Annotated in this window: 18 protein-coding genes and 1 pseudogene; 12 read left to right on the top strand and 7 right to left on the bottom strand. The window is 65.2% G+C overall.

Annotation, left to right across the window (positions count from 1 at the left end):
• Positions 1-113 precede the first annotated feature (113 nt).
• The 5 genes and pseudogenes from ACTG4K_RS12630 to ACTG4K_RS12610 form a co-directional block, all read left to right on the top strand.
• Positions 114-617 (top strand): annotated as a pseudogene (locus ACTG4K_RS12630) (ABC transporter ATP-binding protein); the annotation flags it as partial.
• Between the two features lie 280 nt (positions 618-897).
• Positions 898-1,581 carry a flavin reductase family protein gene (locus ACTG4K_RS12625; RefSeq protein WP_439114560.1) on the top strand — a complete coding sequence of 228 codons (684 nt, stop codon included), beginning with the start codon at positions 898-900 and terminating at the stop codon, positions 1,579-1,581.
• A gap of 36 nt (positions 1,582-1,617) precedes the next feature.
• Entirely contained in the window at positions 1,618-3,330 is a 1,713-nt protein-coding gene (locus tag ACTG4K_RS12620) for an acyl-CoA dehydrogenase family protein (RefSeq protein ID WP_439114559.1), read from the top strand.
• Positions 3,331-3,382: 52 nt separating this feature from the next.
• Positions 3,383-3,907 (top strand): MarR family winged helix-turn-helix transcriptional regulator, encoded by a 525-nt coding sequence (locus ACTG4K_RS12615; protein ID WP_439114558.1) that lies wholly within the window; start codon positions 3,383-3,385, stop codon positions 3,905-3,907.
• Positions 3,908-4,066: 159 nt separating this feature from the next.
• Positions 4,067-4,423, top strand: a complete 357-nt coding sequence (locus ACTG4K_RS12610; protein WP_439114557.1) for a winged helix-turn-helix transcriptional regulator — start codon at positions 4,067-4,069, stop codon at positions 4,421-4,423.
• Positions 4,424-4,428: 5 nt separating this feature from the next.
• Here the strand turns inward: ACTG4K_RS12610 and ACTG4K_RS12605 are convergent, their stop codons facing one another.
• Positions 4,429-5,280: a fumarylacetoacetate hydrolase family protein gene (locus ACTG4K_RS12605; protein ID WP_439114556.1), complete on the bottom strand. Its 852-nt coding sequence runs from the start codon at positions 5,278-5,280 to the stop codon at positions 4,429-4,431.
• A 150-nt stretch (positions 5,281-5,430) separates the two neighbouring features.
• Here ACTG4K_RS12605 and grpE point away from each other — a divergent pair, with 150 nt between their 5' ends.
• From grpE to ACTG4K_RS12585, 4 genes are all read left to right on the top strand, one after another.
• On the top strand, positions 5,431-5,997 hold the full coding sequence (grpE, locus tag ACTG4K_RS12600; protein ID WP_439114555.1) for a nucleotide exchange factor GrpE: 567 nt from the start codon (positions 5,431-5,433) through the stop codon (positions 5,995-5,997).
• A 97-nt stretch (positions 5,998-6,094) separates the two neighbouring features.
• Complete coding sequence (dnaK, locus tag ACTG4K_RS12595; RefSeq protein WP_439114554.1) at positions 6,095-8,035, top strand: molecular chaperone DnaK; 1,941 nt, start codon at positions 6,095-6,097, stop codon at positions 8,033-8,035.
• 120 nt (positions 8,036-8,155) lie between these two features.
• Positions 8,156-9,286, top strand: coding sequence for a molecular chaperone DnaJ (dnaJ, locus tag ACTG4K_RS12590; protein WP_439114553.1), 1,131 nt, complete (start codon positions 8,156-8,158; stop codon positions 9,284-9,286).
• A gap of 314 nt (positions 9,287-9,600) precedes the next feature.
• Positions 9,601-10,737 carry an NAD(P)/FAD-dependent oxidoreductase gene (locus ACTG4K_RS12585; protein WP_439114552.1) on the top strand — a complete coding sequence of 379 codons (1,137 nt, stop codon included), beginning with the start codon at positions 9,601-9,603 and terminating at the stop codon, positions 10,735-10,737.
• Between the two features lie 85 nt (positions 10,738-10,822).
• Here ACTG4K_RS12585 and ACTG4K_RS12580 read toward each other — a convergent pair whose 3' ends face one another.
• Complete coding sequence (locus ACTG4K_RS12580; protein ID WP_439114551.1) at positions 10,823-11,596, bottom strand: ferredoxin--NADP reductase; 774 nt, start codon at positions 11,594-11,596, stop codon at positions 10,823-10,825.
• A 316-nt stretch (positions 11,597-11,912) separates the two neighbouring features.
• On the opposite strand from ACTG4K_RS12580, the gene ACTG4K_RS12575 reads away from it, so the two are divergent.
• From ACTG4K_RS12575 to ACTG4K_RS12565, 3 genes are read left to right on the top strand one after another with little or no spacing between them, the layout of a single operon-like run.
• On the top strand, positions 11,913-12,950 hold the full coding sequence (locus ACTG4K_RS12575; protein ID WP_439114550.1) for a ZIP family metal transporter: 1,038 nt from the start codon (positions 11,913-11,915) through the stop codon (positions 12,948-12,950).
• Positions 12,951-13,009: 59 nt separating this feature from the next.
• Positions 13,010-14,413 (top strand): MBL fold metallo-hydrolase, encoded by a 1,404-nt coding sequence (locus ACTG4K_RS12570; protein ID WP_439114549.1) that lies wholly within the window; start codon positions 13,010-13,012, stop codon positions 14,411-14,413.
• A 37-nt stretch (positions 14,414-14,450) separates the two neighbouring features.
• Entirely contained in the window at positions 14,451-15,656 is a 1,206-nt protein-coding gene (locus ACTG4K_RS12565) for a lytic murein transglycosylase (RefSeq protein WP_439114548.1), read from the top strand.
• 34 nt (positions 15,657-15,690) lie between these two features.
• Here ACTG4K_RS12565 and ACTG4K_RS12560 read toward each other — a convergent pair whose 3' ends face one another.
• The 5 genes from ACTG4K_RS12560 to ACTG4K_RS12540 all read right to left on the bottom strand — a co-directional run bounded on the left by ACTG4K_RS12560 (position 15,691) and on the right by ACTG4K_RS12540 (position 19,921).
• A complete protein-coding gene (locus tag ACTG4K_RS12560) occupies positions 15,691-16,137 on the bottom strand; it encodes a hypothetical protein (protein ID WP_439114547.1) in 447 nt (148 codons plus the stop codon).
• 21 nt (positions 16,138-16,158) lie between these two features.
• Positions 16,159-16,503: a heavy metal-binding domain-containing protein gene (locus ACTG4K_RS12555; RefSeq protein WP_439114546.1), complete on the bottom strand. Its 345-nt coding sequence runs from the start codon at positions 16,501-16,503 to the stop codon at positions 16,159-16,161.
• A gap of 79 nt (positions 16,504-16,582) precedes the next feature.
• Positions 16,583-17,227 (bottom strand): ABC transporter ATP-binding protein, encoded by a 645-nt coding sequence (locus ACTG4K_RS12550; protein WP_439114545.1) that lies wholly within the window; start codon positions 17,225-17,227, stop codon positions 16,583-16,585.
• Positions 17,220-18,851 (bottom strand): ABC transporter permease, encoded by a 1,632-nt coding sequence (locus ACTG4K_RS12545; RefSeq protein ID WP_439114544.1) that lies wholly within the window; start codon positions 18,849-18,851, stop codon positions 17,220-17,222. Before ACTG4K_RS12545 ends, ACTG4K_RS12550 begins: the two co-directional genes overlap by 8 nt.
• 5 nt (positions 18,852-18,856) lie before the next feature.
• Positions 18,857-19,921 carry a thiamine ABC transporter substrate-binding protein gene (locus tag ACTG4K_RS12540; protein WP_439114543.1) on the bottom strand — a complete coding sequence of 355 codons (1,065 nt, stop codon included), beginning with the start codon at positions 19,919-19,921 and terminating at the stop codon, positions 18,857-18,859.
• Positions 19,922-19,939: the final 18 nt, after the last annotated feature.

The following is a 19,939-nucleotide window of genomic DNA, read 5'->3' as shown; positions in this document are numbered from 1 at the left end:
CGTTGGCGTCACCCCAAGGGGGCTTTACGGGCCGTCCGGCAAAGCCGGCCCGGCGGTGCCCTTGGACTGAACCTTTTCACGCGCTACCCACCCAAGCCGACTGGCAAGACGACATGAGCACCACACCCCTTCTTCAACTCAAAGGCCTGCGCGCCGGCTATGGCCGCGCCGAGGTGTTGCACGGCATCGACCTGCACGCCGACAAAGGCAGCGTCATCACCGTCATCGGGCCCAACGGCGCGGGCAAGTCCACGCTGCTCAATACCGTCATGGGCATCCTGCCGGGCCAGGGAACCATCGAATTTCGCGGTCAGGACATCAGCACCCTGACGCTCGAAGAGCGCGTGATGAACGGCATGGCCCTGGTACCCGAAAAGCGCGAGCTGTTCAGCACCATGCCGGTGGAAGACAACCTGCTGCTGGGTGGCTTTCGCCAGATGCGCCTGGGCAACGCGCAGTGGCGCAGCAAGCTGGACGATGTGTACAGCATCTTCCCGCGCCTGCAAGAGCGGCGCACCCAGCTCGCCGGCACCCTGTCGGGTGGCGAGCGCCAGATGCTGGCTGTGGGCCGAGCGCTCATGTCCGGCCCCGAACTGCTGATGCTCGACGAACCCAGCCTGGGTCTGGCACCGCTGATCGTGCGCGAGATTTTTTCCATCATCGAGCGCCTGCGCCAGACCGGCGTGACGATTGTGCTAGTGGAACAAAACGCCCGCGCCGCGCTGCAGGTGGCCGACCATGGCTACGTGCTCGAAATGGGCGAACTCAGCGCACAAGGCCCGGCCAGCGAACTGGCCAATGACCCCCGAGTGATCGAGACCTACCTGGGCAGTGCGCGCCAGCCCGCCTGAAAGGCTACGACGCGCACACCCGAACCCTCAGCGAACGGACACCACCATGTACTACGAACCCGGTAACACGCCCCATGGTCTGCCGCACGACCCGTTCAAGTCCTGCGTGGTCCCACGCCCCATTGGATGGATCTCAACCGTGGATGCGCAAGGTCGGCACAACCTGGCTCCCTACAGCCAGTTTCAGAACGTGACCTTCGACCCGCCGATCGTCATGTTCAGCGCCAACCAGACCACGCAGGGCGAACGCAAGGACTCGGTGCGCAACGCCGAGCAGATGGGCCAGTTTGTGTGGAACATGGCCACCTTTGCGCAGCGCGAGGCGGTCAACATCAGCGCCGAAGAACTGCCGCACGGTGTGGACGAATTTCAGCGCGCCGGACTGGACAAGCTGGAGAGCCGGCTCGTCAAGCCGATGCGCGTGAAGGGCTCCCCGATCCAGTTCGAGTGCGAGTACCTCAACACCCTGCGCTTCCCCGGCAAGCCGCCCATGGGCACGGTGGACGTGGTGTTTGGCCGCGTGGTGGGCATTCACATCGACGACGAATACATCGACGGCAACGGCCTGGTCGATGTGCTGAAGATGCAGCCCATCGCGCGCATGGGCTACTTTGACTACACCACCGTGGACAACAAGTTCCAGATGGTCATTCCCGGCAACAGCAAAGCCCTGCTCGCCGGCCTCGAAGGCTCGCCCGACAAGGCTGCGCAAGAAACACGCGCCCGCTGACCCCTTCATTCAATCGAACCGCTCCCATCGCCGCCCATGAACGCCTACCAGCCCCAACCCGCCGAACAACGCTTCATCCTCAACCAGGTGCTGCAAGCCGCACAGCAGTTCGCCGCGCTGCCCGCCTACAGCGACATGGATGAAGACCTGCTGACGCAAGTGACGGACGAAGCCGCGAAATTTGTGGGCGAGGTGGTGGCACCGCTGAACCGGGACGGCGACGAAGTGGGCGCGCAGTGGAAGGCCGGCACCGTCACCATGCCACCGGGTTTCCGGGACGCCTACCAGGCCTTCTGGCAAGCCGGCTGGCCGTCGCTGGCATGCGCCACCGAAGACGGCGGCCAGGGCCTGCCGGCTGTGCTGGAAGCGATGCTTTACGAAAACCTCAGCGCCGCCAACCACGGCTGGACCATGGCCCCGGGCCTGCTGCACGGTGCCTATGAATGCATCAAGCACCACGCCTCGCCCGCGCTGAAGGCCCGCTACCTGGAAAAAGTGGCCACCGGTGAATGGCTGGCCACCATGTGCCTGACCGAGCCGCACGCGGGCTCCGACCTCGGGCTGGTGCGCACCAAGGCCGTACCGTTGCCCGACGGGCGCTACGCGCTCAGCGGCACCAAAATTTTCATCTCGGGCGGCGAACACGACCTGACCGACAACATCGTGCACCTGGTGCTGGCGCGCCTGCCCGACAGCCCGCCCGGCCCCAAAGGTTTGTCGCTGTTTCTGGTCCCGAAGTTTTACGAGGACGGCGCGCGCAGCGCAGTCGTGTGTGAGCGCATCGAAGAGAAGATGGGCCTGCACGGCAGCCCCACCTGCGTGATGCGTTTCGACGAAGCGGCAGCCTGGATCGTGGGCGAGCCCGGCAAGGGACTGAACGCCATGTTCATCATGATGAACGCCGCCCGCCTGCATGTGGGCCTGCAAGGCATTGGCCTGCTCGACGCCGCCTGGCAAAAAGCCAACGCCTATGCGCAGGAACGCCGGCAAATGCGCGCCCCCGGCAGCGCCAGCCGGGCGGGTGAAGCCGACCCGATCCACCAGCACCCAGCCATGCGCCGCGTGCTCGACACACAGCGCGCCTGGATCGACGCCGGCCGCGTGGTGGCCTACCGCACCGCGCTGGAGCTCGACACCCTGAAGCAACACCCCGATGCAGCCCGACGCGACGCCGCCCAGCGCTGGTGCAGCCTGGTCACGCCGGTGCTCAAGTCGGCCTGGACCGACCAGGCCTTCACTGGCGCCAGCGCCTGCCTGCAGGTGTTTGGCGGCCACGGCTACGTGCGCGAATGGGGCATTGAACAGGTGGTGCGCGACGCCCGCGTGGCCATGATCTACGAAGGCACCAACGAGATTCAGGCCATCGACCTGCTGGTGCGCAAGGTGCTGCCCGACGGTGCCAACGCCCTGCAAACCCTGCTCGCCGAACTGGCCGCCGAGCTGGGCGACAGCCCCGATGCCGAACGCACCCGCCAGGCCATGGCCGGCTTTGCCCAGTTCACCACCGGGCAGCTGCTGCCCGCCACCCAGGCTGCGGGCGCTTCACCCGAACTGCCCTACGGCTTGGCCGACGACTACCTGCGCGCCCTGGCCCTGCTGCTGATGGCATGGGCCTGGAGCCGTGTGGCAGCCACTCCGCAGGCCACCAGCCCCCGCTGGAGCACGGCCCAAACCGGTTTCTGGCGCTGGGTGTGGCCCGAGTTTCAGACCCGCATGGCGATCATGGGCGCCAGCCTGGACGCGGCATGACGCGTCCGGCCTGCCCAACAGCGTCACTGCGCCGGCGCGCTATGCTCTGAATATGTCCGAGACCTCCGTTGCCAACACCCTGCGCCGACCGCGGGCCGCTCGCCAACACAGCGAAGCCGCCGCCGAGCTCACCCCTGTCGTCGGCTCCAGCGAACTGGATACCTCGTATCTGGAAACCCTGCTCGGCTACAACGCCCGCCGTGCCGCGCTGGCCGTGATCTCGGTTTTTTTGCAGCGCATGGAACCGTTTGGCCTGCGCCCGGTGGACTTTTCGGTGCTCACCCTCGTGGCGCACAACCCCGGCATCACCTCGCGCCAGATCTGCACCGCCCTTGACATCTTGCCGCCCAATCTGGTGGGCATGGTCAAGGCACTGGAAAAGCGCGGCCTGATTGAACGCCGAGCCCACCCCACCGACCGCCGTGCCCAGGGCCTGCACGTCTCGGCCACGGGCAAACGCCTGCAGCGAGAAGCCCAGAGCACCGCCACCCAGCTGGAGCAAGACGTGTCGAATGCCCTCACCGCCGACGAGCTGCAAACGCTCAACGCGCTGCTGCGCAAGGTCTACCGCCGCTGAGAAGCTGAGCACACCGGCCGGCCGGGGCCATGGGGGTAAATCCGGATCGTTCGATACCTTGCGCACGGGCACCATGGCAACCAGCTAGAAAACTGCTAGCAAGCCTGCCCCACAAGCGTTAGCGGGCAGCCTGCGCCAGGCCGTCACAGGAGAACCCGCATGAGTGCCAAAGACAATGCCGCTGTGATCCGGCTGTTTGACCTGCTGGAGTCGCGCTACGCCCTGCGGGTGATCTGGGCCCTGAGCGACGGCCATCCCCAGACGTTTCGACTGCTGCAAGACAGCGTCGGTGGCGTCACCCCCAACACCCTCAACACCCGACTGAAGGAACTGCGCGCCGCGCGCCTGGTCGACCACGCGGGCGAGGGCTACCGCCTTACATCGCAAGGGGCCGATCTGGCCCGCCGCCTGCTTGACGTGCAGCAGTTCGCCCCGAAATGGAGCCAGCAACAGGCCCGGGCTGCGGCCAACGCAGCGGCTTCGACACCGATCGAGCCAGCCCGCCCGGCCGCCTGACCAGCTCAGCGCATCGGGCTGGCCACCACCGTCTGGCACTGCTCGCCCAAACCGCGCCCGCCCAGGCGCACCACATCACCCGCCTGCAGGTACACCGGCGGCTTTTGGCCCATGCCCACACCCGGCGGGGTTCCAGTGGGAATCACGTCACCGGGCTGCAGCGCCATGAAGCGGCTCAGGTAACTCACGATCTGCGCCACGCCAAAGATCATGGTGCGGGTGTTACCGGTCTGGCGGCGCACACCGTTCACGTCCAGCCACAGGTCCACGTCTTGTGGGTCGCCCAGTTCGTCGGGTGTCACCAGCCAGGGCCCAATCGGGCAGTGCGTGGGGTAGCTCTTGCCCTTGGTCCACTGGCCTTCCAGCTCGATCTGGTAAGCCCGCTCCGACACGTCGTTCACCAGGCAATAACCGGCCACGTATTGCAGCGCATCGGCCTCGCTCACATGAAACGCACGCTGGCCAATCACAATGCCCAGCTCAACTTCCCAGTCCAGCTTGATCGCGTCGGGCGGCAACCACAGCGGGTCGTTCGGGCCGCTGATGGCGCCATTGTGTTTGTTGAACACAATGGGCTGACCGGGCGGCTTCAGACCCGCCTCGGCGGCGTGGTCGGCGTAGTTCAGGCCGATGCACACCACGTTGCCCACCGCGCCCACACAGGCGCCCAGCCGGGTGCCCGCTGGCACCAGCGGCAAGTGGGTCGGGTCCAGTGCGGCCAGGCGGGACATAGAATCGGGGCCGAGCGTGGCGGGCGACAGGTCGGCGACCACGCCAGAGAGGTCGCGCAGGGCGCCGCTCGCGTCCACCAAACCGGGTTTTTCGGCGCCCTGAGGGCCGTGGCGAAAGAGTTTCATGGGCCTTGTTCTGTGACAAAACGCTGATTTTCACCCGACCACCGCCGATTTACCGACTTTGCGGGCGTACGCCCTTGAACTTGCGCGACAAGCCCCAAGCTTCCGACGAGCAAGCTTTGCCTTTGAATTCACGTCAAACCACCAACGCCCATGAGCCAACAACCCCACCCCGCCGACAGCACCAGCCACGAACATGCCGCGCCCGTGAGCCCGGAAGAAGCGCTGGCCGCAGCCGCTGTGGCCGAAGCCGATGCGCTGGCAGCCCTGACCAACGAAGTCTCGGAGCTGAAAGCCAAAAATGCCGAACTCGCGGAACAGTTTCTGCGCGCCAAGGCCGAAGCCGAAAACACCCGCCGCCGCGCCGAAGATGAGATGAGCAAGGCGCGCAAGTTTGCGGTCGAAAGCTTCGCCGATAGCCTGCTGGCCGTGGCCGACAGCCTGGAAGCCGGCCTGGCCATTCAGGAAGCCACGCGCGAGCAGCTGCGCGAAGGCTCTGAAGCCACCCTCAAACAGCTCAAAAGCGCGTTGGAGCGCCACAAGGTGCTGGAAATTGCCCCGGCCGCTGGCAGCAAGTTCGACCCGCACCAGCACCAGGCCATCAGCATGGTCCCGGCTGAGCAGGAAGCCAACACAGTGGTCACCGTGCTGCAAAAGGGCTATCTGATCGCCGACCGTGTGCTGCGCCCAGCGCTGGTCACGGTGGCCGCGCCCAAATAAGACTTTTGAGCGGGTATCCCCTTGAAATCCGGGGGCTTTATCCACACATCACCAGCATCCTTTTCACCAATTCATTTATCTATCCGGAGCAAACAACATGGGAAGAATCATCGGCATCGACCTGGGCACCACCAACTCGTGCGTGTCCATCATGGAAGGCAACACCACCAAGGTGATCGAGAACTCGGAAGGTGCGCGCACCACGCCGTCGATCGTGGCTTACCAGGAAGACGGTGAAGTGCTCGTGGGCGCCAGCGCCAAGCGCCAGGCGGTGACCAACCCGCGCAACACGCTCTACGCCATCAAGCGCCTGATCGGCCGCAAGTTCACCGAGAAAGAAGTCCAGAAGGACATCAACCTCATGCCTTATTCCATCGTGGCGGCCGACAACGGCGACGCCTGGGTGGAAGTGCGCGGCAAGCAGATTTCGGCCCAGCAGGTCAGCGCCGACATTCTGCGCAAGATGAAGAAAACCGCCGAGGACTACCTGGGCGAGCCAGTCACCGAAGCCGTGATCACCGTGCCTGCGTATTTCAACGATGCTCAGCGCCAGGCCACCAAAGACGCTGGCCGCATCGCGGGCCTGGACGTGAAACGCATCATCAACGAGCCCACCGCTGCAGCCCTGGCCTTTGGCCTGGACAAGCAGGAAAAGGGCGACCGCAAGATCGCCGTCTACGACCTGGGCGGCGGCACGTTTGACGTGTCCATCATCGAAATCGCTGACGTCGATGGCGAGAAGCAGTTCGAAGTGCTCTCCACCAACGGCGACACCTTCCTGGGTGGCGAAGACTTCGACCAGCGCATCATCGACTACATCATTGGCGAGTTCAAGAAAGAGCAAGGCGTTGACCTGTCCAAAGACGTGCTGGCCCTGCAGCGCCTGAAGGAAGCCGCTGAAAAGGCCAAGATCGAGCTGTCCAGCTCGGCCGCGACCGACCTGAACCTGCCTTACATCACCGCCGACGCTTCGGGCCCCAAGCACCTGAACATCAAGCTCACGCGGGCCAAGCTCGAAGCGCTGGTGGAAGAGCTGATTGAGCGCACCATTGCACCGTGCCGCATGGCCATCAAAGACGCCGGCATCAGTGTGGGCGACATCCACGACGTGATCCTGGTCGGCGGCATGTCGCGCATGCCCAAGGTGCAGGAAAAGGTCAAAGAGTTCTTTGGCAAGGAGCCACGCAAAGACGTGAACCCCGACGAAGCCGTGGCCGTGGGCGCCGCCATCCAGGGCCAGGTGCTCTCGGGTGATCGCAAAGACGTGTTGCTGCTGGATGTGACCCCGCTGAGCCTCGGTATCGAGACCATGGGCGGCGTCATGACCAAGATGATCCAGAAAAACACCACGATCCCGACCAAGTTCGCACAGGTGTTCTCCACCGCCGAAGACAACCAGCCGGCCGTGACGATCAAGGTGTTCCAGGGCGAGCGCGAAATTGCTTCGGGCAACAAGCTGCTGGGCGAGTTCAACCTGGAAGGCATCCCGGCTTCGGCACGCGGCACGCCCCAGATCGAAGTGTCCTTTGACATCGACGCCAACGGCATCTTGCACGTGGGCGCCAAAGACAAAGGCACCGGCAAAGAAAACAAGATCACCATCAAGGCGAACTCGGGTCTGAGCGAAGACGAGATCCAGCAAATGGTGAAAGACGCCGAACTGAACGCCGCTGACGACAAGAAAAAGGTCGAGCTGGTGCAGGCTCGTAACCAAGGCGAAGCCATGGCGCACAGCGTCAAGAAGAGCCTGGCTGAGCACGGCGACAAGCTGGACTCGGCGGAAAAAGAAGCCATTGAAGCGGCTGTGAAAGACGTCGAAGAAGCGCTTAAAGGCGAAGACAAAGAAGCCATTGAGGCCAAGACGGAAGCCCTGATGTCGGCCAGCCAGAAGCTGGGGGAAAAGGTGTATGCCGCGTCGCAAGCCGAACAAGCGGCTGCAGCAGGTGGCGCCGCCGAAGGTGCCAGCCAGGGCAACGCCAGCCACGCGGCTGACGACGACATCGTTGACGCCGAAGTCAAGGAAGTCAAAAAGGGCTGATCGCCAACCCACGAACGGTTGTTCGGCCCGAACGGGCTGAGCAACCGGTCAGCCGCCGCGTCCGGGCACTGAAACGTGCCCGTCCGCGGCGTTTGTGTTCAAACAGAACTGCACGACACCATGGCTAAACGAGATTTTTACGAAGTGCTGGGCGTTCCGAAAAACGCGTCGGACGAAGAAATCAAGAAGGCGTATCGCAAGCTGGCGATGAAGCACCACCCCGACCGCAACCAGGGTGACGCGGCCAAGGCCGCAGAAGAGCGCTTCAAAGAAGCCAAAGAAGCCTACGAAATGCTGTCGGACCCGCAGAAAAAAGCGGCCTACGACCAGTACGGCCACGCCGGCGTAGACCCCAACATGCGCGGCGGCCCCGGTGCCGAAGGCTTCGGCGGTTTCGGCGAGTCGTTTGGCGACATCTTTGGCGACATCTTTGGCGGTGCACGCGGCCAGCGCAGCGGCCGCCAGGTGTACCGCGGTGCCGACCTGTCGTACGCCATGGAAATTTCCCTGGAAGAAGCGGCCGCCGGCAAAGAAAGCCAGATCCGCATTCCGTCCTGGGACGACTGCGACACCTGCAAAGGCACCGGTGCCAAACCCGGCACCAGCGTCAAGACCTGCTCGACCTGCCACGGCCAGGGCCAGGTGCAGATGCGCCAGGGCTTTTTCAGTGTGCAGCAAACCTGCCCCACCTGCCACGGCAGCGGAAAGATCATCCCCGAGCCGTGCACCGCTTGCCACGGCCAGGGCAAGATCAAAAAGCAGAAAACGCTGGAGATCAAGATTCCGGCCGGCATCGACGACGGCCAGCGCATCCGCAGCACCGGCAACGGCGAACCCGGCCAAAACGGCGGGCCTTCAGGCGATCTCTACATCGAGGTTCGTCTGCGCAAGCACGACATCTTCGAGCGCGAAGGCGATGACCTGCACTGCCAGGTACCCGTGAGCATGACCACCGCCGCACTGGGCGGCGAGATCGACGTGCCTACCCTGCAAGGCAAGGCCACGATCGACCTGCCCGAAGGCACCCAGAGCGGCAAAACCTTCCGGCTGCGCGGCAAAGGCATCAAGGGTGTGCGCAGCAGCTACCCCGGCGACCTGTATTGCCACGTGGCGGTGGAAACACCGGTGAAGCTGACCGAGCACCAGCGCAAGCTGCTCAAAGAACTCGACGAATCGTTCAAGAAAGGCGGCCACAAGCACAGCCCGAACGACAAGGGGTGGTTTGAGAAGGCGAAGAGCTTTTTCAGCTGAGGGCGGCCGAAGCTTTCAGACATGCAAAAGGGGCGACGGGTGACCGTCGCCCCTTTTTCCGTTGACCGCCTCGGGAATGCATTTCGCCGTGGCCGATACACCAGGGATCTGCTTGGGCGTCCAGGCGGGGTAGACGCGGTCGTGGTCCTGGGCTATGAGCGCTCCAAAGCATTCGTTGCCGGTCTCAGTACCGCACGCCCAGCCTAGCCTGGCGACCGTGAGACCTTGAAAGACCCCTGGCGCCGATGAAGACGCGGCCGTCAGATGGGCCAAGCGAGCGGAGCAAAGCGGCATCGTCCGCCACAATATCTTGCATGAAACAGACCGACTTCATCGTCCTTGGCGCCGGCATCGCGGGCGCCTCTGCTGGCTATTTCCTCGCCCCACATGGGCGCTGCGTGATGCTGGAGCGCGAGAGCCAACCGGGCTACCACAGCACCGGCCGCTCGGCGGCGCAGTTCATTGCCAGCTACGGGCCACCTCAGGTGCGTGCGCTGTCGCGGGCGAGCGAGGCTTTTTTCAAGCAACCGCCGGCGGGGTTTGCTGATGCGCCGCTGCTCATGCCACGTGGCCTGCTCACGGTGGCGGGCCCGGACGAGATGCACCACCTTGACGAAGCCTGGGCGGTACTGAAAGACGTCAGCCCGCGCGGCCGCCGACTGACCGCGGCCGAAGCGTTGGCCATGGTGCCCGCGCTGCGGTCTGAGAAGGTGAGCGCCGCCATTTATGAGCCGGACAGTTTCGACATGGACGTGCACGCCATTCACCAGGGCTACCTGCGCGGCTTCAAACGCGCGGGCGGCGAGCTGGTCACGAATGCGGAGGTGGTGGGCATCAAGCGCGCGGGCGACCTTTGGCATGTGCGCACGGCCGGGGGTGCGGAGTACGCGGCCCAGGTGCTGATCAACGCTGCCGGTGCATGGTGCGATGTGATGGCGGGCATGGCGGGAGTGGCACCCATCGGCCTGGTGCCCAAGCGCCGCACCGCGTTCACCTTTGCATCGCCAGCGGGCACCCACACGGCCCAGTGGCCGCTGCTGCTGGCGGCAGACGAAAGCTTTTACATGAAGCCCGATGCCGGTGCGCTGCTGGCGTCACCCGTCAACGAAGACCCGACACACCCGCAGGATGTGCAGCCCGAAGAGCTGGATATTGCACTGGGCTTGCACGCGGTGGAGACCTGGACGACGCTGAAGCCCCGTCCGACGCACACCTGGGCAGGCTTGCGGTCATTTGTGGCCGACGGCGAACTGGTGGGCGGCTTTGACGCACACGCGCCGGGCTTCTTTTGGTGCACCGCGCAAGGCGGCTACGGCATACAGACCAGCGCTGCCATGGGGGAAGCCTGTGCGGCGCTGGCGCTGCGCCGTGCCCTGCCTGAGGAGCTGGTGCGCCACGGCGTCAGCGCCGATGCTTTGTCGCCGCTGCGCCTGCAAGGCGTGGCCGGGTAAAGCCCCGGACCATCCAACAGACACGTGGGCTCGGCGTTACCTACAGCCCAGGCTTCAGCGGCTGAAACCCAGCCGCTTTGCGCTCTCAGCTACCCGCAAACGCCCGTTCGATCACGAACTCACCTGGGCGGCTGGTGCTACCTTCTTCAAAGCCGTACTTTTCGGCCAGCCCTTTCAGATCGCGCAGCATTTCGGGGCTACCGCAGATCATGATGCGGTCTTCCGTGCGGTTGAGCTGAGGCAGGCCCAGGTCTTTTGCCAACGTGCCATTTTCAATGAGCGTGGGAATGCGGCCCTGGTGCACAAAAGGCTCGCGGGTGACGGTGGGGTAATACAGAAACTTCTGCGCGACCATTTCGCCGAGAAATTCGTCCTGTTTCAGCGTATCCGACAGCAGTTCGCGGTAGGCGAGTTCTTTCACTTCGCGCACGCCATGCACCAGCACCACCTGCTCGTAACGCTCATAGGTTTCAGGGTCGCGGATCACGCTCAGGAACGGTGCCAGGCCGGTGCCGGTGGCAAACATGTACAGGCGCTTGGCCGGCAGCAGGTAGTCGATCAGCAGCGTGCCGGTGGGCTTGCGCCCCACCAGCACGGTGTCGCCCACCTGGATGTGTTGCAGCTGCGAGGTGAGCGGGCCGTCGGGCACCTTGATGCTCAAAAACTCCAGATGCTCAGCGTAGTTGGGGCTGGCAATGCTGTACGCGCGTACCAGCGGCTTGCCGTTGATGCGCAGGCCAATCATGGTGAAGTGGCCGTTGGAAAAACGCAGGGACGAACCCCGGGTGGTGGTGAAGCTGAACAGGCGGTCGGTCCAGTGGTGAACGCTCAACACGCGCTCTTCGTCAAATGCACTCATGGGGTCCGGGAGGTTGGTGAGAAAAACAGGATGCAGGCCGTGCACACGGCGGCTGCCGCAAAGGCTGCGGAGGCAGTGAATGCCGCAAGCCACCCCTGATTGGCAACACTGGGGCAACCCCGGATTGTAAAACGTGTGGAAACTGCGCAGCTGCCAGCCGCTTTGAGCGTGGCGCCACGGCGCCTGTGACGCACCCACGCAGGTGCCCTATGAGATCGATAACAACGATCGAATGGCATTTATCGATAGTTTTTGACACACTGCTGGCTATGGGTGATGGCATTCACCCTGACACCTAGGCAAGGAGCACAACACCATGGCAGCCCTCATCCGACAAGTTCGTCCCGTCTGGGCCCAGTTACAGCGTCTTGAACGGCCTGTGCCAACACACGCTTTGCTGCACAGCCTGCTGGCGCTGGGTGCTGGCCTGCTGCTGATGGCGGGTGTGGTGTCGCTCAGTACGTTCTGGGCACCCACCCGCGCCTGGTGGGACGCTGCCCAGAACGGCAGTGCCATGGCCGCCGGCCTGCAGGCTTCGTTGATCGCGGCCATGGCCACGGCAGTGGGTGCCCTGCCGGTGTTTCTGGTGCAGCGCGTGAGCAAGCTGCAAGAGGCAGCGCTGATGTCGTTTTCGGCCGGGGTGATGCTGGCTGCCGCCATTTTTGCCCTGCTGTTGCCTTCGCTGGCCGCTGGCCAGGCTTTGCTGGCGGGTGTTCCCGGCGGGGCGACCGGTGCGGCTGCGCTCAGCGGTGTGGGCCTGGCGCTGGGCATGGGCCTCATGCTCGCCATTGACCGCTTCACCCCACACGAACACGCGGTATTGCCACCGGCAGCGCCCGGCCATGCCGGCCAGTGGGCCGCCGGCGGGCCGGTGGACCAGGCCGCCGCGCAGCGGGCCTGGCTCATGGTGTTGGCCATCCTCATCCACAACGTGCCCGAAGGCCTGGCGGTGGGTGCGGCGTATTCGGGCGTGGCTTTGGGCGTTGACACGGGCGAGACGGCGCAGGCTGGAGCCTCGGTGGCGCTGGCCATTGGCTTGCAAAACATGCCAGAGGGCCTGATTGTGGCCATGGCCTTGCGCACGCTCGGCTGCAGCGCTGCCCAAGCCTGGGGCGTGGCAGCCCTTACCGGGCTGGCCGAACCGCTGGGCGCTATTTTGGGCTTGTGGGTGCTGGGCAGCGTGCCGGCGTTTTACCCGGTGGGCCTGGCACTGGCAGCGGGGGCCATGCTGTTTGTGGTCAGCCACGAGATCATTCCCGAAACGCACCGCAACGGGTTTGAAACCCTGGCCACGGCTACCCTGCTGGGCGGCTTCATCTTCATGCTGCTGCTCGATGCCGCCTTGGGCGGCTAACTGGCCCGGTATTGACGCAGCGCTTGGGGGTTGCGCCCTGCTGGGGGTACGATGTTTTTATGAACGTACACATTCGCTTTCTGGGTGCTGCGGGCACCGTCACAGGTTCCAAGTATTTGGTGGAACACGCGGGCCACAGCGTGCTGGTGGACTGCGGACTGTTCCAGGGCTACAAGCAACTGCGCCTGCGCAATCGCGACCCGCTGCCAGTGATGCCTAACCACATCAACGCGGTGATCTTGACGCACGCCCACCTGGACCACAGCGGCTACCTGCCCTTGCTGGCCAAGGAAGGCTTTCACGGCAAAGTGTGGGCCACACCGGCCACCCGCGACCTGGCCAAGATTTTGCTGCCCGACAGCGGCCACATTCAGGAAGAAGACGCCGCGTTTGCCAACCGCCACGGTTTTTCCAAACACGCGCCAGCCTTGCCGCTCTACACCGAGGACGACGCGCACGAAAGCTTGAAGCTCTTCAAGACCGTACCCCTGGGACAAAGCTTTGAACCGGTGCGCGGTTGGAAGGCGCAGTTCTTTGGCGCCGGGCACATTCTGGGCGCCTCCAGTCTGCTGCTCGAAGTGGGCGGCCGCCGTATTGTGTTTTCGGGTGACCTGGGCCGCCCCGACGACATGCTGATGAAGCCCCCTGAAAGCCCCCCCGCCGCCGACGTGGTGGTGATCGAGTCCACCTACGGCGACCGCGAGCACCCTGAAGAAGACGTGCTGGCCGAGCTGGGTCCGGCTTTGCAGCGCGTGGCCGCACGGGGTGGCACCGCCGTCATTCCAGTGTTTGCAGTGGGCCGTGCCCAGGAGCTGCTGCACGCCATTGCCCTGCTCAAGGCCAACGGCGTGCTACCGCACAGCCTGCCCATTTACCTGGACAGCCCCATGGCCATCCACAGCACCGGGCTGTTTTCGCAGCATGTGGGCGAACACCGGCTCAGCGCTGCGCAGTGCGAAGCCATGGAGCGCGTGGCCAAAATGACGCGATCGGTGGAAGAGTCCAAGGCCATTGCCCTGCAGCACGGCCCCAAGGTGGTGTTGTCGGCCAGCGGCATGGCCACGGGCGGGCGCGTGTTGCACCACCTGGCCCAATACCTCGGGCACCACCGCAACATGGTGGTGCTCGCCGGCTACCAGGCCCCCGGGACGCGCGGCGCCACGCTAGCCAGCGTGGCCAACCAGGATGGCGGCACACGGGGATCGCCAGCCCCCCACAGCCACCTGCGCATCCACGGGCAAGACCTGCCCGTGCGCGCCGAGGTGGTGCAGTTGGGCTCGGCTTCGGCCCACGCAGACGCCAGCCAGCTCATGGACTGGCTGCGGGCCCTGCCCGCCGCGCCGCGCCGCGTGTTTGTGACGCATGGCGACATGGAAGCCTCTGACCGGCTGCGCCACCGCATTGAGACCGAACTGCGCTGGCAAGCGCTGGTGCCCGAGCACGGCAGCACCTGGGGCGTTTGAACGGCTCTGGCACGGGGCATGCCCGACAATGCGAGCCATGAAGAAACACACCGCTTTGCGCGCCCTATTGGGTGCCTGCCTGTTGCTGGCTGTCCCCGCCTGGGCCCAAGAGGCCCCCAACGCCGAGTTCGAGGCCTGCCTGAACACCCTGCGCACACCCGCGCGGGCTGCCGGCGTGCAAGACGCCACCTTTGCCCAGCACACCCAAAGCCTCGCGCCCGATATGAGCGTGATCGACAAGCTGAACTACCAGCCCGAATTCCGCATGGCCATCTGGGACTACCTGGCCGGCTTGGTGGACGAAGAACGCGTGGCCGAGGGCCAAGCGCTGCTGGCGCAACACGCCGACACGCTGGCACGCGTGCAACAGCGCTACGGCGTGGACCCGGCCACCGTGGTGGCGGTGTGGGGTGTGGAAAGCAATTTTGGCCAGACCTTTGGCAAGTACCCGCTGGTGCAAGCGCTGGGCACGCTGTCGTGTTTTGGCCGGCGCCAAGCCTTTTTTCGCGGCGAGTTTTACGCCACGCTGCGCATCTTGCAGGCGGGGCATATTGCGCCAGAGCGCTTGGTGGGCTCCTGGGCCGGGGCCTTCGGTCACACCCAGTTCATGCCCACCACCTTCGAACGGCTTGCGGTGGATTTTGACGGCGACGGCAAGCGCGACCTGATGGACAGCACCGCCGACGCCCTGGCTTCCACCGCCAACTTTCTGGCCAAAGCCGGCTGGCAAACCGGCCAGCCCTGGGGCTTCGAAGTGAACTTGCCCGCAGGCTTCAGCACCACCGGCGAAGGCCGTCGCACCAAACGCCCCATGGCCGCTTGGGTGGCGCGGGGCCTGCGCCAGGCCAACGGATCAGCCCTGCCCGCCCAGCTGGGCAACGCGGGCTTACTGGCGCCCGCGGGCCCTCAAGGCCCGGCGTTTCTCGTATTTCGCAACTTTGATGCGCTTTACAGCTACAACGCTGCCGAAAGCTACGGCCTGGCGATTGCCCACCTGAGCGACCGCCTGCGCGGCGCCGGCCCATTCGCCACTGCCTGGCCCACCGACGACCCCGGTATTTCCCGCGCCGAGCGCCGCGAACTGCAAGGCCTGCTGATTTTGCGTGGTCACGACATTGGTGAGGTAGACGGCATGCTGGGCGACAAAAGTCGGGCGGCGATTCGCATTGAGCAGGCTCGGCTGGGGCACGAGGTGAGCGGGCGCGGCGGCTTGAAACTGTTGCAGGCGCTGCGCGCCCAGTAACAGCCTGGCGTGGTTGGGGGTCATCAGCGCGGCTTTACAGCCAGCCAAACTGCGCGCGCACATCCCTGGCCGTCAGGTTCACCGGCGCCGTGGGCGCGCTGATGTACTGCCGCAGGTTGGGGGCGCGAACACCACCAGCGTTCTGACCCAGCACAGCCACACCCTTGATGCGCCAGCCCAGCTCGCGCAGCGCGGCCACATAGGCCTGAGCATCGGGGTATTCCAACGTGTCGGTTTTGTGGGCCTCTGGCGAGAGGCAAAACAACACGGCTTCGGCGCGGGTACGGGCCACTTCTGCCACGTACTGCTCTACCGTCACCCGCGTGTCTTGCAGGGTGCCGACTCGTGCGTAGAAGCGCTGCGGCTTCTTCGCGCCCTGAATCTGGATCTCGCGCACGCTGCGGTTGAAGCAGCCGGTAAGGCTGCGCACCAGCGAGGCTTTGCGGGTGTTGGTGTTGCCGATGATGATGTAGGCGTCCATGGGGTGCTTCAGGCCTTTGAGTCAGAGTTTTACCGCGGTACCGCTCACGGCCACCATCATCATGCCGTTGGTCTCGCCCAGCACCTCGTAGTCAAAGTCGATCCCAATCACGCCGTTGGCGCCCATCTCTTTGGCCGCTTCAATCAGGCCTTCCATGGCGGCGTCGCGTGCGCCAGCCAAGGCGCGTTCGTAGCCCCCAGCCCGCCCGCCCACCACGTCGCGCACCGACGAAAACATGTCGCGAAAGATATTGGCGCCAATGATGGCTTCGCCGTTGACCACGCCAAGGTACTGGCTTAGCGCAATGCCGCCGGGCGTGGTGGTGCTTAGAAAAAAGTTGTCGGTGCTTTTGGAAAACCAGCCCATGGTGAACGTTCCTGTAACGCACCGCCCGGCGGGTGCGGGTTCATTGTGCCAGCCGCAAGCAGCGAGCCGGCAGCACAGCTCACCACAAGGCCACCAGCTTGCCGCCCTGCACACCCCATGCGTGCTGGGCCATCGCTCGGGCTTCCTGTTCGTCGTGGGTGACCAAAATGGCCGACATGCCTGCGGCTTGAATGCGCTCTCGGAATTCGGCGCGCAGTTGGTCGCGCAAGGTCGCGTCCAGCGCAGAAAAGGGTTCGTCCAGCAGCAGGGCACGCGGGCGTGTGATGAGCGCGCGGGCCAGCGCCACACGCTGCTGCTCGCCGCCGGAAAGCGTCCACACGCGGGCGGTGGCGTGGGCGGCCAGGCCAAAGCGGGCCAGCAGTTCGCGCGCCTGCTCACAGGCTGCGGCCTGGCCCACACCTTGCTCGCGCAGGCCAAAGGCCACGTTGTCCTGCACGTTCAGGTGCGGGAACAGCGCAAAGTCTTGGAACATGAGCGCAAAGCCGCGCCGCTCAGGCGGCAGGCGGGTGATGTCTTCGCCGTCAAACCATACGCTGCCACGCTCGGGCGCTTCCAACCCGGCCACGATCTTCAACAGCGTACTTTTGCCACTGCCTGAAGCGCCCAGCAGCGCCACGGTGTCGCCGCTGTTCACCCGCAGGTTCACGCCGTCCAGCAGGGGTCGGTGGTCCCAGTGTTTGGCGATGTCGCGCAGTTCAAGCATGGGGGCGATTGTCCTTCTTGCCTTCAATGCCCGCAAAGGCCAGCAGCGCCAGTGCCATGAGCAGGCAGGCCAGCACCAGCGCGGCGTCGAGGTTGCCTGCGCCGGGGCGGCCCAGGCGCTGGTAAATGAGGGTGGTGAGCGTGGTCCATTCGGGCCGGGACAGAAACAGCGACACCGCAAACTCGCCCAGCGCGGTGGCCGCAGCAAACGCCATGCCGCGGCGCAGCGCACCTGACACCAGTGGCCGGGTGACACGCCAGAAAACCCGCCAGGGGCTCGCGCCCAGCGTGGCGGCGGCCTGCGCATAGCTGGCGGGCAGGCTGTCCAGCGCGGCGGTGAGCGACTTGGCCACGAAGGGGTAGGCCAACAGGGCGTAGGCGGCCACCAGCAGGCCCAGGCTGGCGGTCCAGTCCGGGTACAGCAACAACAGGCCAAACGCCACGGTGACCGGGGACACGACAAACGGCAAAAAAGCCGCTGCGCGCCAGGCCAGGGCCAGCGCACCCCGGGCACTGCTGGCACCGCGCGCGGCACCCGCTACATCCAGCGCGCGCACCGCCAGAGCGTGGGTAAGGCCCAGCACAGTAGCCAACACCAGCGCCATGGCTGAAAAGCGCAGCGTGTTCCACAGGGCCTGACCTGTCTCGGGTTCCAGCAGCACCGCCCCACCCTGCCCCCACAGCAGCGCACGCAGCGCCTGCCCCGCGATCGCCAGCAACGGCGCCGCACACACCAGCCCCAGCACGGCCAAGGCGCTGGCCACGGCAGCCCACTGGCCCACACCCCGCGGGCGCTGGCGCGCCACCGGTGTGGTGCGCCCAGGTGCCGCCAGCCGCTTTTCCATCCACGCGTAAGCCACGGCCACGGCGCCGGTCAACCCCAGCATCCACACCGCGAGCACGCCGGCCTGGCCCAGCTCCAGTTCGTAGGCCACCAGGGTGTAAATCTCCACCTCGACCGTGGCGTAACGCTGGCCTCCCAGAATCAGCGCCAGCCCAAAACCGGAAAAACAGTACAAAAACACCAGGCACAGCGCCGACGCCAGCCAGGGCGCAATGGCCGGCCACTCCACCCGCCAGAACGCGCGCCACGGCGTGGCACCCAGCGTGCGTGCAGCGGCCACACGGGCGGCGCTCACCTGCTCCAGCGCGTCCACACCCGCGCGCACCACCAGGCACAGGTTGAAAAACAAATTGCCATAGAGCAGCAGCCAGGGGCTGTTTTCCAGGTCCACACCCGCGCTGGCCAGCGGTTCGCCCAGCCAGCCTCGGGGGCCCCAAAGCGCGAGCACACCCAGCGCGGCCACCAGCGTGGGCACCACAAAGGGCAGCATCAGCAGGCGCAGCACGGTGGCGCGCCCGGCAAATTCCAGCCGGGCCAGCACCCAGGCCAGCGGCAGCCCCAGCAACAGCGCCAGAGCGCAGGTGATGGTTGCCTGCGCAAACGACCACAGCAGCCGCCAGCGCAGGTGATCGTCTTGCCACAGCGCCCAAGGGGCGGTGCCGCCCAAGCCAGCGTCCCCCAGCCCCTCGGCCAGCAGGCGCAGCACGGGCGCTACCAGCACCAGCGCCAGAAACGCCAGCGGCAGGGCGGGCAGCATCCAACGCAGGGGCAAACGGGGCATGCCGCTTACTTCAGCACCACTTTCGTCCAGCGCTGCAGCCAGGCTTTGCCTTGCTGGCCCATCTGGGCGACTGCGGGGTTGTCGTAGGCCGTGGGCTCGCTGGCGTGGTGCTTCATCACGTCCACCCGCGCCGCACCGGCTTCGGCCGGAAACATCCACATGCTGGTCTGCAAAGCCTGCTGCACCGGCGCTGAGCGCAGGAACTCAATGAACCGGCCCGCCGCATCGCGCGCGGCCGGGTTGCCACCCTTGACCAGTGCTACGCCTTCCACCTGCCTGAAAACGCCGCCCTTGAGAAACAAATTGGCGGTGGGCGATTCGGTGAGCTTTTCTTTGGCGTAAAACACCTCGGCAGCCGGGCTGCTGGCGTAGCTGACCACGATCGGGCGCGTGCCGCCGTTGTGGGTGAAGTCGGTGTAGTAGGCCTCGGTCCAGCCCTTGGCCACCTTCACGCCATTGGCGCGCATGCGGGCCCACCAGTCAAACGCCGCAGGCTCGCCCAGACCTGCGATGGTGGCCCACAAAAACGCCTGCCCCGGGCTGGAGGTGGCGGGGTTTTGCACCACCAGCAGCTTGCGGTAGGCGGGCAAGGTCAGGTCGTTCAATGACATGGGCAGGGCCAGGCCCTTCTGGGCAAACCAGGCTTTGTCGATGTTGAGCGTGACGTAGCCGAAGTCCACCGGCACCACGCCCGCCACCCCACCACTGGGCGCGGCGCCCTCGACCATGACCGCAGCAGCAGGGCGCTGTGCGGCCGGGCCGGTGTAGGCGTCGAGCACATCCGCAGCTTGTGCGCGGTGCAGCAAGGTGTTGTCGATGCCGAACACCACATCGGCCAGCGGCTTGGCGCGGGTCAGGATGAGTTTGTTGACCATTTCACCAGCGTCGCCCGCCTTGACGATCTGCAGCTTCACTCCCGCGTCTTTTTCAAACTGGGCGAGCAGTTCTTTGGGCAAGTCAAACGAGCTGTGGGTGAGCAGGCGCAGCGGGGTGGGCGTTTGCGCGCTGGCCGCCGTGTGGGCGGCTAGAAAGAAGGAAACCAGAACCCCAGAAAAAATCCGCCGTTGCATGCGATGCCGCCTTTTCAA

The sequence above is a fragment of the Hydrogenophaga sp. genome (assembly GCF_965657535.1).
In the GTDB taxonomy this organism is placed as follows: Bacteria; Pseudomonadota; Gammaproteobacteria; order Burkholderiales; family Burkholderiaceae_C; genus Hydrogenophaga.
This window is presented reverse-complemented; position numbering and strand designations above follow the sequence as displayed.